General features: G+C 61.2%; 14 protein-coding genes. 10 read left to right on the forward strand and 4 right to left on the reverse strand.

The genetic code is table 11. The features are described from left to right. The first annotated feature begins 104 nt into the window (after positions 1-104). From purB to purF, 5 genes are read left to right on the forward strand one after another with little or no spacing between them, the layout of a single operon-like run. The gene (gene purB / locus VLJ37_01035; protein ID HSA58253.1) at positions 105-1,397 is read left to right on the forward strand and encodes an adenylosuccinate lyase; all 1,293 of its coding nucleotides are present in this window, start codon (positions 105-107) and stop codon (positions 1,395-1,397) included. Next, complete coding sequence (gene purS, locus VLJ37_01040; protein ID HSA58254.1) at positions 1,394-1,633, forward strand: phosphoribosylformylglycinamidine synthase subunit PurS; 240 nt, start codon at positions 1,394-1,396, stop codon at positions 1,631-1,633. Before purB ends, purS begins: the two co-directional genes overlap by 4 nt. Then, positions 1,630-2,286, forward strand: coding sequence for a phosphoribosylformylglycinamidine synthase subunit PurQ (gene purQ / locus VLJ37_01045; protein ID HSA58255.1), 657 nt, complete (start codon positions 1,630-1,632; stop codon positions 2,284-2,286). Before purS ends, purQ begins: the two co-directional genes overlap by 4 nt. Then, positions 2,283-4,535, forward strand: coding sequence for a phosphoribosylformylglycinamidine synthase subunit PurL (purL, locus tag VLJ37_01050; GenBank protein HSA58256.1), 2,253 nt, complete (start codon positions 2,283-2,285; stop codon positions 4,533-4,535). The genes purQ and purL overlap by 4 nt, the downstream gene beginning before the upstream one ends. Next, entirely contained in the window at positions 4,520-5,896 is a 1,377-nt protein-coding gene (gene purF, locus VLJ37_01055) for an amidophosphoribosyltransferase (protein ID HSA58257.1), read from the forward strand. The genes purL and purF overlap by 16 nt, the downstream gene beginning before the upstream one ends. Positions 5,897-5,899: 3 nt before the next feature. Here the strand turns inward: purF and VLJ37_01060 are convergent, their stop codons facing one another. Genes VLJ37_01060 through VLJ37_01075 form a run of 4 tightly spaced genes read right to left on the reverse strand, consistent with a single transcriptional unit; the run spans position 5,900 to position 10,223 of the window. After that, entirely contained in the window at positions 5,900-7,438 is a 1,539-nt protein-coding gene (locus VLJ37_01060; protein HSA58258.1) for an HTTM domain-containing protein, read from the reverse strand. A gap of 12 nt (positions 7,439-7,450) precedes the next feature. Continuing rightward, on the reverse strand, positions 7,451-8,992 hold the full coding sequence (locus VLJ37_01065) for a caspase family protein (GenBank protein ID HSA58259.1): 1,542 nt from the start codon (positions 8,990-8,992) through the stop codon (positions 7,451-7,453). Continuing rightward, a complete protein-coding gene (locus VLJ37_01070; protein ID HSA58260.1) occupies positions 8,989-9,738 on the reverse strand; it encodes a hypothetical protein in 750 nt (249 codons plus the stop codon). The genes VLJ37_01065 and VLJ37_01070 overlap by 4 nt, the downstream gene beginning before the upstream one ends. Beyond that, positions 9,735-10,223 (reverse strand): sigma-70 family RNA polymerase sigma factor, encoded by a 489-nt coding sequence (locus tag VLJ37_01075; protein HSA58261.1) that lies wholly within the window; start codon positions 10,221-10,223, stop codon positions 9,735-9,737. The genes VLJ37_01070 and VLJ37_01075 overlap by 4 nt, the downstream gene beginning before the upstream one ends. A gap of 111 nt (positions 10,224-10,334) precedes the next feature. Between VLJ37_01075 and VLJ37_01080 the strand changes: the two genes are divergently transcribed. Genes VLJ37_01080 through VLJ37_01100 form a run of 5 tightly spaced genes read left to right on the forward strand, consistent with a single transcriptional unit; the run spans position 10,335 to position 14,397 of the window. Further along, positions 10,335-10,964: a hypothetical protein gene (locus VLJ37_01080; GenBank protein HSA58262.1), complete on the forward strand. Its 630-nt coding sequence runs from the start codon at positions 10,335-10,337 to the stop codon at positions 10,962-10,964. A gap of 48 nt (positions 10,965-11,012) precedes the next feature. After that, on the forward strand, positions 11,013-12,188 hold the full coding sequence (locus VLJ37_01085; protein HSA58263.1) for an iron-containing alcohol dehydrogenase: 1,176 nt from the start codon (positions 11,013-11,015) through the stop codon (positions 12,186-12,188). A gap of 16 nt (positions 12,189-12,204) precedes the next feature. Beyond that, on the forward strand, positions 12,205-12,618 hold the full coding sequence (locus tag VLJ37_01090) for an SCP2 sterol-binding domain-containing protein (protein HSA58264.1): 414 nt from the start codon (positions 12,205-12,207) through the stop codon (positions 12,616-12,618). Between the two features lie 10 nt (positions 12,619-12,628). Further along, positions 12,629-13,033 (forward strand): hypothetical protein, encoded by a 405-nt coding sequence (locus VLJ37_01095; GenBank protein ID HSA58265.1) that lies wholly within the window; start codon positions 12,629-12,631, stop codon positions 13,031-13,033. Between the two features lie 14 nt (positions 13,034-13,047). After that, positions 13,048-14,397, forward strand: coding sequence for a glucose-6-phosphate isomerase (locus VLJ37_01100; protein ID HSA58266.1), 1,350 nt, complete (start codon positions 13,048-13,050; stop codon positions 14,395-14,397). The last annotated feature ends 10 nt before the right edge of the window (positions 14,398-14,407 follow it).

Here is a 14,407-nt window from a genome sequence, read left to right on the forward strand (position 1 = left end):
TAATACGTTATCTTTTAAAGACAAGTTAGGTCACATCACTTGGGGACCGATGAAAGTTTCGAAAAGGTTCTTGAGAATTTGTCTTTCTTTGTTAGAAACGCCCCGTGATTCCTCGTTACTCGCGTCCCGAGCTCACCGCCATCTGGGAGCCGGAAAACCGATTCAAAATCTGGTTGGAAATCGAGCTCTTGGCGGTGGAAGCGTGGGCAATGCTTGGGAAGATTCCGGCCGATATTCCCGACAAGATCCGCAAGAAGGCCAAATTCGACGTCGCCCGCATCGACGAGATCGAGCGGACGGTGAAGCACGACGTCATCGCCTTCCTGACCAACGTGAACGAGAATGCCGGGCCCGACGGGCGCTACCTCCACTGGGGGTTGACCTCCTCCGACGTCTTGGACACCTGCTTCTCCGTCCAGTTGAAGAAGTCGGCCGACATCCTTTTAAAGGACATGGACGGGCTCCTCGAGGCCTTGAAGAAGAGGGCGCTGGAGCACAAGGCCATCCCCTGCATCGGCCGGAGCCACGGGATTCACGCCGAGCCTTTGACCTTCGGGCTCAAGGTGGCGTCTTGGTACGCCGAGATGAAGCGGAACCGGGAGCGGTTGGAGAAGGCGCGGGAGGAGGTCTCGGTCGGCCAGATCTCGGGGGCGGTGGGGACCATGGCCCACCTGAAGCCTGCAGTCGAGGAATACGTCTGCAAGAAGCTGGGGCTCAAGCCGGACCCCGTCTCGACACAGGTGATCTCGCGGGACCGCTACGCCGCTTTTTTCTCGGCCTTGGGCCTACTCGCTTCCTCGGTCGAGCGGATCGCGACCGAGATTCGGCATCTTCAAAGGACGGAGGTTCTGGAGGCGGAGGAGTTTTTCTCGAAGGGGCAGAAGGGCTCTTCGGCCATGCCCCACAAGCGGAACCCCGTCCTTTCGGAGAACCTCTGTGGGCTCGCGCGTCTCGTCCGGTCCGCCGTCGTGCCCGCGCTCGAAAACGTCGCCCTGTGGCACGAGCGCGACATCAGCCATTCGTCGGTCGAACGGATCATCGGCCCCGAGGCGACGGTCCTGTCGGACTTCATGTTGGCCCGGCTCACGGGTCTGATCGAGAAGCTCGTCGTCTATCCGGAAAACATGAAGAAGAACCTCGAAAAGATGGGCAAGCTCGTTTTTTCGGAGGGTGTCATGCTGAAGCTCATCGAATCGGGCCTGACGCGCGAGGAGGCCTACGCGCTGGTTCAGAGGAACGCGATGAAAAGTTGGGAGCAGGGGGCCGATTTCGAGGCGGAAGTCCGGAAGGACGCGGACGTCGCGGGACGGCTCAAAAAGAAGGACTTTGATGAAGCGTTTGATTTGAGACATGCGCTCCGCCACGTGGATGCGATCTTTGAAAGGGTTTTCAAATGAAGGCGAAGATCTACATCACACTCAAGCCCGGCGTCCTCGATCCCCAGGGCAAGGCGGTCCAGCATGCGCTCGCCACCCTCGGCTTCGCCGAGGTCGGAGACGCGCGCATCGGCAAGTACATCGAGCTCAAGCTGAACGGCGTGGAGCGCTCGAAGGCCGAAGCCGAAGTCAAGCAAATGTGCGAGAAGCTTTTGGCGAACACCGTCATTGAGTCTTATAGGTACGAGCTCGAATGAAATTCGGAATCCTCGTCTTCCCCGGCTCGAATTGCGACTGGGACTCCTACCATGCCGTCACGAAGGTGATGGGGCAGAAGGCCCACTTCGTCTGGCACAAGGAGACCAAGTTGCCCAAGGCCGATTGCGTCATCGTCCCCGGCGGATTCTCCTACGGGGATTACCTTCGCACGGGCGCGATTGCCCGCTTTTCGCCCGTCATGGGCGAGGTGGTGAAGTTCGCGAAGGCCGGCGGAAAGGTCCTCGGCATCTGCAACGGGTTTCAGATCCTCACGGAGGCGGGGCTGCTCCCGGGGGTTCTGATGAGGAACCGGGATTTGAAGTTCCTCTGCGAAACCGTCGGTCTCGAAGTGGCGAACCCCCGGACCGCCTTTACGGCCCGGTATGAGAAAGGCGAACGCGTGCGGATTCCCATCGCGCACGGGGACGGCAATTATTTCGCCGATGAAGAGACGCTGAACCGTTTGGAAGGCGAGGGACGGGTCGTTTTTCGCTACGCCCCCGTCAACCCGAACGGCTCGCAGCGCGGCATCGCCGGCATCGTCAACGAGAAGGGCAACGTCTTGGGGATGATGCCGCACCCCGAGCGATGCGCGGAGGCGGCCCTGGGCAACGAGGACGGCAGGAAATTATTTGAATCGTTACTGACATGATCAACGCGGATGTCATCGGACAGCACGGGCTCACCCCCGGCGAATACGGCCACATTCTGAAAATCCTGGGCCGCGAGCCCACGATGGTGGAGCTCGGGATCTTTTCGGTCATGTGGAGCGAGCATTGTTCCTACAAGAGTTCCAAGATTTATCTGAAAAAGCTTCCGACCAAGGGCCGGCAGGTCATTTGCGGGCCCGGTGAGAACGCCGGCATCGTCGACATCGGCGACGGGCTGGCCGTCATCTTCAAGATGGAGTCGCACAACCATCCGTCGATGATCGAGCCCTATCAGGGCGCGACGACGGGCGTGGGAGGCATCCTGCGGGACATCTTCACGATGGGGGCCCGTCCGATCGCCCTCCTCAATTCGCTCCGGTTCGGGAATCCGCAACATCCGGGGATGAGGCACGTCATCGACGGGGTCGTGGGCGGCATCGCCGGTTACGGCAACTGCATGGGGATCCCGACGGTCGGCGGCGAGGTCTATTTCGACGACTGCTACAACGGCAATGTGCTCGTGAACGCCATGTGCGTCGGCGTGGTCCGCCAGGACCGCATCTTTTACGCCAAGGCGGCGGGAGTCGGGAATCCCGTCATCTACGTGGGCTCCAAGACGGGGCGGGACGGCATCCACGGCGCCACGATGGCCTCCGACGTGTTTGAAGAGGGTTCCGAACAGAAGAGGCCGCAGGTGCAGGTCGGCGATCCGTTCACGGAAAAACTCCTGATGGAAGCCTGTCTCGAGCTTTTTCACGGCAAGGATTGCGTCGGAATCCAGGACATGGGCGCGGCGGGCTTGACCTGCTCCTCCCTCGAAATGGCGGGGAAGGGGGGCGTCGGGATCGACTTGGACCTGGCGACGGTCCCTCAACGCGAGCAGGGCATGACGTCCTACGAAATCATGCTCTCGGAGTCCCAGGAACGGATGTTGCTCGTGGGCAAAAAGGGGTCGGAGAAGAGGATTCTGAAGCTGTTCGACAAGTGGGACCTGGATGCCGCGGTCGTCGGCCGGGTCGTCAAGGGCGACCGGGTCAAGGTCCTCAAGGAGGGAGGACTCGAGGGGACCATCCCCACGGGGCCGATCACGGACGAGGCGCCGGTGTACAAGAGGCCGGTCAAGAAGCCGGCCTATTTGGGGCGGGTGCGCGAGGAATTCGCGGAAATTGTAGGGGCGAACCTCGTGTTCGCCCGGTCCGATGGCAGCGAAACGTTAAAGAAGTTGTTAGGTTCCCCCACCATCGCCAGCAAGAAATGGGTCTACCGCCAGTATGACCACATGGTCGGCGCGAACACGATCGTCCTGCCGGGCTCGGATGCCGCCGTCGTCCGGATCAAGGAGCCGCATACCGAAGGCAAGCTGACGAAGAAGGGCCTGGCCATGACCTCCGACTGCAACAGCCGTTATGTCTACCTGAATCCCCGGCGGGGGGCGGCGATCGCCGTCGCCGAGGCGGCGCGGAACATCGCGTGCTCGGGCGGCCGCCCTTTGGCGGTGACGGATTGCCTGAACTTCGCGAGTCCCGAAGACCCCGAAATCATGTGGCAGTTCCGGGAGGCCCTAAACGGGATGGGAGAGGCCTGCAGGGTCTTGGGCACGCCGATCATCTCGGGAAACGTCAGCTTTTATAATCAATCCCCGGACGGGGCGGTTTTTCCGACGCCGACGATCGGCATGATCGGGCTATTGGACGACGTCTCCACGCACTGCACCCAATGGTTCAAGGAGGAAGGGGACGTGATCGTCTTGCTGGGCCCGTCCGCCGCGTCCGAAAGGGATCTGGGAGGATCCGAGTATTTGAAGCTGACGACCGGCAAGATTTGCGGGGACGCGCCGGCCTTGAATCTCAAGAAAGAGAAGGCGGTCCAGGACCTCTGCCTGGCGGGGATCAAGAAGGGCTGGATTCGTTCGGCCCACGATTGTTCGGAAGGCGGGATCGCCGTCGCCCTGGCCGAATGCTGTTTCACAGGACCCGGTCTCCTGGGGGCCTCCATTGCCATCTCAGGGGACGGGGCCGTTGGATTGTTCGCCGAAACCCAATCCCGCATCCTTGTCAGCATCCGGGAATCCGATTTGCAGTCCCTCCTCAAAGCCGCTAGACTGAAAAATGTCCCGGTAAAACAGATCGGAAGCGTTACCGGAAAGCATTTAAATATCAAAGACTTGATTAATGTTCCCGTGAAAGAACTTGAATCGGTCTGGGCATCGGGTTTTGAGAGGAGTGTGTTCGGGGAATGTGCGGCATCGTAGGCATTTTTAACCATCCGGAGGCCGCGAACCTCGCGTATTTGGGGCTCTACGCCCTCCAGCACCGGGGGCAGGAGAGCGCGGGCATCGTCTCCTCCGACGGCAAGGCCCTGCACAGCCACCGCGACATGGGGCACGTCGCGGAGATCTTCAACGAGACCAATCTCCAAAAACTCCCCGGATCCCGGGCCATCGGCCACGTGCGGTATTCGACGGCCGGCGAGAGCGCCCTCAAGAACTGCCAGCCGATCGCCGTGGATTATTCCCGGGGTGGGTTGGCGGTGGCCCACAACGGGAACCTCGTCAACGCCCAGAAAATCCGCGCCGAGCTCGAGGCCCACGGGTCGATCTTCCAGTCCACGATGGACACGGAGGTCATCATCCACCTCATTGCGCAGTCGACCAAGAGCTCTCTCGTCGAGAGGATCATCGACGCCCTGAAACAGGTGAAGGGGGCCTATTCGCTCGTCTTTCTGACCGAGACCCGCATGATCGCCGCGCGCGATCCCTTCGGTTGGAGGCCGCTCGTCGTTGGCCGCAAGGGCGATGCCTGGGTCGTGGCGAGCGAGACCTGTGCGCTGGACTTGATCGAGGCGGATTTTGTGCGCGAGATGGACCCCGGCGAGGTCCTGGTGTTTGACAAGGACGGCATGCATTCCGAAAAGCCGTTCGGCGTCCCTCACAAGAAGGCGATGTGCATCTTCGAGTTCATCTACTTCGCCAGGCCGGACAGCCACATTTTTGGCCGGGACGTCTACCTCATGCGGAAGGGTTTCGGGCAGCAGCTCGCTCGGGAGCACAGGATCGAGGGAGACATCGTGATCCCCATCCCGGACAGCGGCGTGCCGGCGGCCCTGGGTTACGCGGAGGAGTCCGGCATCCCGTTTCAGTTGGGCCTGATCCGGAACCACTACGTGGGCCGGACGTTCATCGAGCCCAAAGATTCGATCCGGCACTTCGGGGTGAAGATCAAATTGAATCCGGTGCGCGAGCTGATCAAGGACAAGAGGGTGATCGTCGTCGATGACTCGATCGTGAGGGGCACGACCTCCAAGAAGATCGTGAAGATGATCCGGGACGCGGGGGCGAAGGAGGTCCACATGCTCATTTCCTCGCCGCCCACGACGGACCCCTGCTTCTACGGCATCGACACGCCGAGCCGCGGGGAGCTGATCGCCTCGTCGCACTCGGTCGAAGAGATCCGCAAATACATCGGGGCTGATACATTGGGCTATCTTTCGACGAAGGGGCTCTACTGGTTCGAGAAGAATCCCGGTGAATGGTTTTGCGACGCGTGCTTTACGGGGAACTACCCGGTTCCCGTGGAGGAAAGCTCAAGCAAACTCAAGCTGGCATCGAGATAGGGCTCACTTCTTCTCCGGCATCTTGAAACAATAATGCTCCCAAAGACTGATCTTCTCGGGCTCGGCCTCCCGTTCGGGGAGCGTATCTTCCTTCATGTAGTAGATCGTGAAGTGGTCCAGCTTTTCGCCTGCCCTGTGGCTGTCGTTCCATGACCGGCAAAGGTACTTTCCGTAGAACTCCCGGAAGTTTGCAAAATCCCGGCTCCAGAGGTTCATCATGTATTTCTGCCAGCGCTGGTTCTTGTAGGTGTAGGCGACGTACTTGGGCTTTTCCCAGGAGACCGGACCGCCGCCCCGGAAGACGTCGATCTCCGTCCCATCCACGAGCGTGCCCGGGATCACGTACCAGCCGTCGTCCTTGAGCGGATAGGGCGCGAACATGTTCCATTGCTGGTCGATCCGGAGGGCCGAGCCGATCCATTTGAGCCGACCGGGCACGTCGATCTTTTTCTTCAGAAAGGACGCGGGAAGGGTGCCCAAATTCCAAAGGAGGACGTAGGCGAGAAAGAAGGCGGCGGTCAGATTGAGCCAGCGGGGCGTCGCGACGGAGGGCGGTTTGGGCGGCAGGCGGCGCTGCAGCGGCTCGAAAAAGGCCCGTGTGCGCATCCATTCGGCCGCACGAAGACCCCATCCGCTAAAGGCTTTGAAGGTGCGTGGCAGTTTGTCCCAAAAGACCGAAGGGATCATCGGAAAGGTCGCGCAAAAACAGATCCACGGAAAGATGTAGACCCGGATCGCAGAGCCGAACCCCATCTGCATCCCAAAGAGAAGGAGGATGGCGGCGAGGCGGAAAAAGCCCGTCCAAACCGGGATGAAGAAAAGGAGCGGCCCGAAGATCTCGATCTTGATGGTGAGGTAGGTCAGGGCCTTCATGAGACCGGGGTGGCCGAGGAGCCAATGGCCGAGGGGGGTGGTGAGCTGGTCGATGCTCATGGCGTAGTAGACGGCCGTGTAGGTCTTCGTCCATTCGGGACCCGTCTTAAGGATGCCGGCGAAGAAATAGAGAAGAAACGCCTGAAAGAGGACTCCCGCCGTCGCCCAAGTGAGGACCATCTTCGGGTCCGTTTCTTCGGAGACGCGTGCCAGGCGGCGGTCCATCGAGCACCGGGCTCCGAGAGGAAGGAACATCGCCCAAAAGAGGATCATCCGAAACAGGATGTCGCCGCCCTGGAGGACCAAGGGATTCCGGTTCTGGAGCGAGACCAAGAGGAGCCAAGACCCGACGGTCATGAAGCGCGTCCGGTACCCGAGGAGCAGGCCGAGGGCGAAAAGCGCCGCGACGAGAAAGAGGAAGGCCTGCCACTGCCAGGTCCCGTTCATGAAATGGAAGGAGAAGCACGAGGGGTGCAGAAAGAGATCGAGCAACGCTCCGCGGGGCATGAGGCCCCAGTCGGTGTAGTGGGCCCTCAAATCTCGGGCCCGGTCGGCGAGGTCGAAAAAAATGAGGACCGCCAGCCCGATCCGGAATGCGGCGAGAGAGCGCAGGTCGCTGCCGAATATGTGAGTCAGCTTGTCCCTGAGCCGCGCGCGGAAGTCCCCCATCGGACGGCTAACTTAACGTATGGCGGCGTCGCGCGCCACAAAAGCTTCGAACAGGGTGCCTTCTTCCAGGACGGCGTCGCGGCCCTTGAAGAGGGGGTAGAAGGGCAGGAAGAAAAAGGCCGTGATCGCCGATGCGACGTCGGTCTCGGTCTCCGAGCCGGTGGGCGTCAGAGAGCCGGAGGGATTCCGCGAAATCATGCCCTCGAGCGGGATCCACTGGCCGTCCACCGCGCGGACGTAGCCCAGCCGGCAGACGAGCTCTCCGTGGACGATCCCGCGTTTTCGGCGGAGCGCCAGGATTTCGCCTCGTGCGGGCGCCCCCGCCTCAATGACGAGCCGGTTGTTCACGTACACGTCTTCCGCGGATTCCAGGCGGACCTGGTCTCCGGCCTGGTTGTCCTTGCTCGTGATCCTCTCCGAGAGGCGCAGACGGACCATCTCGCCCTCGCGCAGGGTCACGGCCGCGGCCTTTCCGTCGGCCAGAGGCGAGTGGATCCGACGCGACGGACTGATGCGCACCCGTTGGGCCTCGTCCGACCGGAAGTAATAGAGACCCCCCAGGTCCGCGTCGATCGATTGCTCCTGGGAGAAGCCGCCGGAATCCTTGCGGAGGCTCAGGTCCCCGGGAGGCAGGGCGACGTAGCGGGGGGCGCCGGGTTTTTTGGGGATTTCCGCGGCGAGAGCCCCCGATTTTCGCTCGTAGACCAGAAACGTTCCCTCCTCCGCGGGTGGGAGATAGAGCAGGGGAGCGCCGGCCATGAGTTCGGTCATGTAAACCTCCCCCGTTCCGGAAAGGTTGAATTCGTAGGTGGGATGCTGGCGCTTCTGAACGGCGCTGGCCTTCAGCGACGTGTACTGGCTTGCGAAGGAGAGGGCCTCGTTCAAGGAGACACGGCCGTCGAGGTCAAAGTCCGCCGCGCCCCTGAGGCCCGAAATGAACGTGTGCGTAAAGAGCGATCCCTGGAACTCGGAGGACTCGATCGAGTCCTCGATCGGCATGCTGGACGTGATGAAGACCTCGCCCTTGGGGAGCTGCGGCTGGTCGGACGGGATGGAGAACGGAGGGATCGGTACGCCGCCCTTGGTTTGGATCATCCGGCCGCTCTGGCAGGTGTCGAGGATGACGATTCGGGTCGTCGCCGGTATTTTTTTCAGCTCGTCGTAGAGGTCCTGAAAGTCGAGCGTCGAGGGCCCCAGTTCCAGGAGATTTCCTTCGGAGTGGCCGGAATAATAGAAGAGGAAAAGCACCTGATCCTGTGGGGTCCGGGAGAGGCGGGACGCCTTGGCCGCGAGCGCCCGGGCCTTTTCCAGGACCGTGCCGGGATTCTTGTCCAGAAGAAGGGTGACGTCGGCGTCCGCGAACCCGCCGATCTGCGTCAAGGTTCTGGAGAGGTTCTTGGCGTCCTGTTCGGCATAACGCAGGAACGGTTTTGTGTCGCTTCCCTCGTTGTTTCCGACGATGAGGGCGATCCGATGGATGGCCGCACCCGCCGGAAGCGAAACCAAGAGAAAAAGAGCGAGGAAGACCGCGCGGAAGATGGGCGTGACGTTCACTTCCTGTATAAAATCACAGAGGCCTGGGCGTAGGGAAGAGGAAGCTTGGCGGATTTCTCAATCGCAATTCCTTCCAAGGCCTTTTGGATCTCCTCCAGCTTGACGGGGGTCTTCGAGAAGACGCCGTAAAAACGCTCGTAACCGGTCTTGGGTTGCCAGCGAAGCCCCTGCGGCAGTTTCTTTTGGCTCCCCGATGCGACGGAGGCGCTCTCGGTTCCCGAGGACGGGTAGTAGACGGACAAGGACCGGTCGGCCTCGACGCCGATCAAAATCAGATAAGGATCTCCAGCGGAGTAGACGAATTGGAGCGCCGTCCCAGCGGGGACGGCCATGCCGCTTTTCCCCCGCTCGGCCTCGCCCCCCGTCGCGGAGGCGACATAGAAGCCCAGGTCCACGCCCCCCTTCGACAGGATCTCGGGATTCGGCGCTGGCGGGGTGGGGCGGTGGTAGACCAGGAACATGATCGCCGCGACGCTCGCCATGGCGGCCGCGGCCCGGAGGGCGCCCGAGGAGCGGATCTGGTCCCAAAAGCGCCCAAACGCCGAAGGGCGCTTTTCTCTCCTCTTCTCCAAGCCTTCCCAAAAGGAGGAAAAGGGGTGTTTGATCAAGAACGCCTTCCGGTCCGCCTCAAGTTCCCGGATCTGCCCGGCGCAAGACGGGCAGGCGCGGACGTGGCCGTCCCACTTCCCGTTTCCTTCCAGGAAGGCGTTGACCAAGTCCAGCGGTCTGGGGCAATCGTCCTTCATAGTCTGTTCCTGGCCTTGTCCATGAACTTCTTAAGCCTTTTATAGACCGTTTTTCGGGAAATTCCCAGTGCCTCAACGATCTCTTCCTGCGTCATTTCATCGAAGTAATAGCAAAAAATGATGCGCTGCGTGGTTTCATCCTCGCCTTCCATGATTTTGACAAACCAGTCCTTGTTGACGAGTACTTCCGCGCCGTTTTCATGGGTTTGCTCCAGGACCAACTGTTCCCGGCCCACGCCCTCCATGGCCTTCCGCCAGGCCTTCCGGCTCCGAATCATGTTCAAGCAGTGATTGGTAGTGATCCGGTAGAGCCAGGTCCAGGGCGAGGAGTCGCCCCGGAAGTCGGCCTTCGCCTCCAGCACCTTGAGGAAGACGTCCTGCATGGCCTCATGGGCCGACTGTTCGTCCTTGAGCAAGGAACGCGCGCGGTTGAAGATCCAGCTTCCGTACTGTTCGTAAAGCGCTTGGATATCGTCCTTGTTCACGAGGGGGGATTTTTAGACACAAGAGAGGGTCTTCACGCAACCGGCGAATCAAAAAATATATTCCGGCGCAATCTCAAAGGAGGGCGTGTCGAACGGGCGAAGGAGATTTTCATGAAAACATTCATCCGCCTCGCTGTTCTCTTCGCGCTGCCGGCGAGCTTCCTCTTCACTTCGGGCGCGAGCTCCAGCTGCGGGTCCCAGTTTGCCAATGCGCTTTTGGACAGCAATGGTTACAGCTACGGCAGCGACACCACGGACAACGGCCAAGAATTGGACGTGGAGGACAAGCTTTTGGTGGACGGCTCGGGCGAGCACGTCAATATTGAATACAACACGCTCGTCTTTCCCGCTCAATTGAACTTTGACAACGGGCTCTATTTCTTCGCTCCCGACCCGAATGGTGAGATCACCGGCGACAAGATCATCTGCGCGGCCGCGATCGACGAAAACGAAGTGGAAGGGGACTGCTTCCGCCAGGGGCATGTTTGCCACTTTGACTATTGGTGCGACGGCCCGAACTCCGTGGACGACAAGGATGTCTATTACCTCGGCACTTCGACCTGCCGCCGGGGTGGAGACGTCGGTCCCTTCTTGGTGCCCCTGGAAAGCCCGATGTGCGGTGAGGACCCTTACCCGGCCTGTCCCTCGAATGACCTTTTCCCCAGCGGGCCCACAGATGGAACGGTCAATCCGGAGACCCAGCCCACCGAAGATCCGGCCCCCGAGACCCAGCCCTCATAATTCTTCGTAATTCTTGCGGCCTGAGGCATTCCGGGATATAAGTACCGGATGCCTCAGGCTTTTTTTCAGTTCCACTGCCCCACCAAAATCATCTCGTGCCCCGGTATCGCGCGTGAATTCACGGCGGAACTTGAGGCCTTGGGCCTGACCAAGGTCTTGATCGTTACCGACAAGATGTTGGCCGAGCTCAAGGTCATCGATCCGGTTCTGGAAGGACTGAAGAACGCCGGGGTTCAGATCAAGGGCATCTACAGGGAGGTCCCGCCCAACTCCGAGCTCAAGGCGGTCAAGCGCTGCGCGGACGAGGCGGCGCGACTCGACGTGGATGGATTCATCGCCATCGGCGGCGGGAGCGTCCTCGACACGGCCAAAGGCGCGGCGATCCTCTTCACCCATGGAGGCGACCTGGTCCGCGATTATTCTGGCGCCGAAACCCTGCCTGGCCCGCTCAAGCCCCTCGTGGCCATTCCCACGACGGCGGGGACGGGGAGCGAGGTGACCCGCGCGGCGGTCATCCTGGACGAGGACACCCACACGAAACTCTCCTTCGTCGACCGTCATCTGGCGCCGGCCTTGGCCGTCTTGGACGCCGAGTTGACCGTGGGGCTTCCTCCGAAGCTGACGGCGGCGACGGCCATGGACGCCCTCACGCACGCCATCGAATCCTTCACGAGCATTCAGGCCAATCCGTTCTCAGAGGCCATGGGCGCCAAGGCGATCCCATTGATCCGGCAAAACATCCTCAAGGCGGTCCTGCACGGCGAGGACATCGACGCCCGCGGGGATCTCCTCACGGCCGCGACCATGGCGGGCATCGCCTTCGACCACGCGATGGTGGGCGTCGTCCACGGCATGGCTCATGCGACCGGAGGCCTCGTGGGGGTCCATCACGGCACGGCCAACAGCATCTTTCTCCCCTGGGGAATGGAGTACAACCTGTCTGTTTGCGCGGAAAAGTACGCCGAGATCGCGAATCTCCTGGGCGTGAAAACGGCCGGCTTGAGTGTGGAGTCGTCGGCCCGGAAGGGCATCGAGGCGGTCTTGAGGCTTCGCGAAGAGTTGAGCCAGGCCTGCGGCCTGCCTTATCGTCTGCGGGACGCCGGCGTGACCGAGGATCAATTGGAAGCGATCGCCGAAGGCGCGGTCAACGACGGGACGAGCTTTTACAACCCGCGAGAAGTCGTCAAGGAAGACGTCCTCGAGGCCGTGAAAAAGGCCTATTAGACCAAAGGAGGCGGTGATGCCCACATTCGAGTCATCGGAGCGGCTGAAGGAGGTCCTGGGAGGGTTTTTTGAGTACCTGACGACGGACGAGGCGATGCGGAAAAAGCTCCTGGACTCGAAGTTAATCCTCAAGTTCGCCTACGCCGACCCGCCGCTCGCCATCACGATTGACTTGTCCGGCGAATCCCCCGTCTTCAGCTACAACGACGACGTCAAGAAGGCGAATGTCGAGATGAGCATGAAGGCCGACACGGCCCATCGCTTTTGGTTCGGCAAGGTGAACCTGGTCGTCGCCCTGGCGAGGCGCGAGATGGTGGCCAAGGGGCCGATCCCCAAGATCCTCAAGCTCCTGCCCATCATCAAACCGGCGTACGACATGTACCCCAAATATCTTCAGGAAAAGGGGTTCGCTTCCTATCTCATCCCCTAAGGAGGATTTTATGAAGACCTGGCTGACGATGATTCTGATGCTGGCGGTCCTGTCCGGGTGCGGGGCCGAGGCGGGTAACGAGGCCCTGGCGCAGTCTCCCGAGGAAGTTGACGACGGCGCCATCGCCGGAGGCGTCAAGGACGCGTCGATCTCGGGTGCCGGCGGAAATGTCGCGGTCGACGCGGGATTCGCGGGAGACGGCAGCTTCATCCAGATTCCGGCGGGATTCTCGTCTGCCCAATGCAAATTCACGGCCGCCGCGGCGACCATCGACGGCAACGCCATCTCCACGCAGGTCTCCATCAACCGCGAGACGGGCGAGGTGATCTGTGAAAAAGTTGTCCAGCCTCGCGTCGAGATTCCCCCCGAGGTCCAGGGCTGCACGGCCTCCTATACGATTGTCTGTGTGAAATGACGGCAGGTTCCCCGGTGAAAGCCGATATCCTCTTCGACTTCAATCACATGATGTCCGATTCCGTCGGGCCGTCGGGCCTGACCCGCGTCGACATCGACGCCGTACGCTCCCAGGCCTCGCAAGTCCATCGCGGAATCAACGAGTTGAGGAAGCTGGGCCAGATGCCCTTCCTCGATCTGCCCCATTGTACGGAAGACCTCCGCAGACTCTCCGAACTCGCGCGCGGCGTCCGCGAGCGTTTCCAAAAGGCGGTGGTTCTGGGAGTCGGCGGTTCGGCGCTGGGGCCGCGTCTGCTGGTCAACGCCCTGGGGTCGCCTCACGCGGTCGCCGTGGAAATCTGCGACACGCTCGACGCCGGTTCGTGGGCCATGACCGCGAAATCCGCGAGGCCCTCCGAAACCCTCCTCGTCGTCATCAGCAAGTCGGGCCGGACGCTCGAGACCTGGGCGGCCTTTCTGTACTTTTTCGAAACATTCCGCGCCGCGCTCGGCGATCAAGCGTGGAAGCACGTGGTCGTCATAACCGATCCCGGCGAAGGCCCCCTTCGGAGGCTTTCGGAGGAAAAGGGATTTCCGAGCTTGGAGATCGCTCCGGGGGTGGGGGGACGGTTCTCCGTGCTGGGTCCCGTCGGGCTTTTTCCGGCGACCCTGGCGGGGGCGGACGTGGAATCCCTTCTGGCGGGTGCGCGCAGGATGGAGGAGCGGTGCGGCACGGATGACCCCTGGCTCAATCCCGCATTGATGAGCGCCATATTGCAGGAGCGTTTCGAGAAATTGGGGAAGCGGAACATCCGCGTCCTGCTGTCCTACGCCGACGCTTTGAAGGATTTTGCGCCCTGGTTCGCCCAGCTCTGGGCGGAAAGCCTGGGCAAGAGGCCTTTGAACGAGGCGGCGGGCTCGGTCGGCTCGACACCCGTGTCCTCCGCCGGTCCCCAAGACCAGCATTCCCAGCTTCAACTCTACCTCGACGGCCCCCAGGACAAGACGGTGACTTTTCTGGACGTTGAGGAGGCGTTGGGCGATGAGGCGCTTCCCGAGGCTCCCGATTGGTCGCATGTCTTGGGCGACGACGCGGCGCTGATCGAAAAGAAGGCGATTCATGACCTGTCCTCCGCTTCGCGCCTCGCGACCGAGGAGGCCCTGCGCGCGCGGGGTCGACCCAGCCAGACGATCCTTCTCAAGAGGATGGACGCCTACGGCCTGGGACAGCTTCTGCTCATGGCCGAGCTGGAAACGGTGTATGCCGGGCAATTGCTGGGCGTGAATCCCTTCGACCAGCCCGCCGTGGAGCGGATCAAGCGGAACGTGCGCGAGTTTCTGAGCGGCCGCATTACGCCCACAAAATCTAGAAATTACATGATTTAGAGAAGCCCCC

Source organism: bacterium, assembly GCA_035454885.1.
In the GTDB taxonomy this organism is placed as follows: Bacteria; UBA10199; UBA10199; order JACPAL01.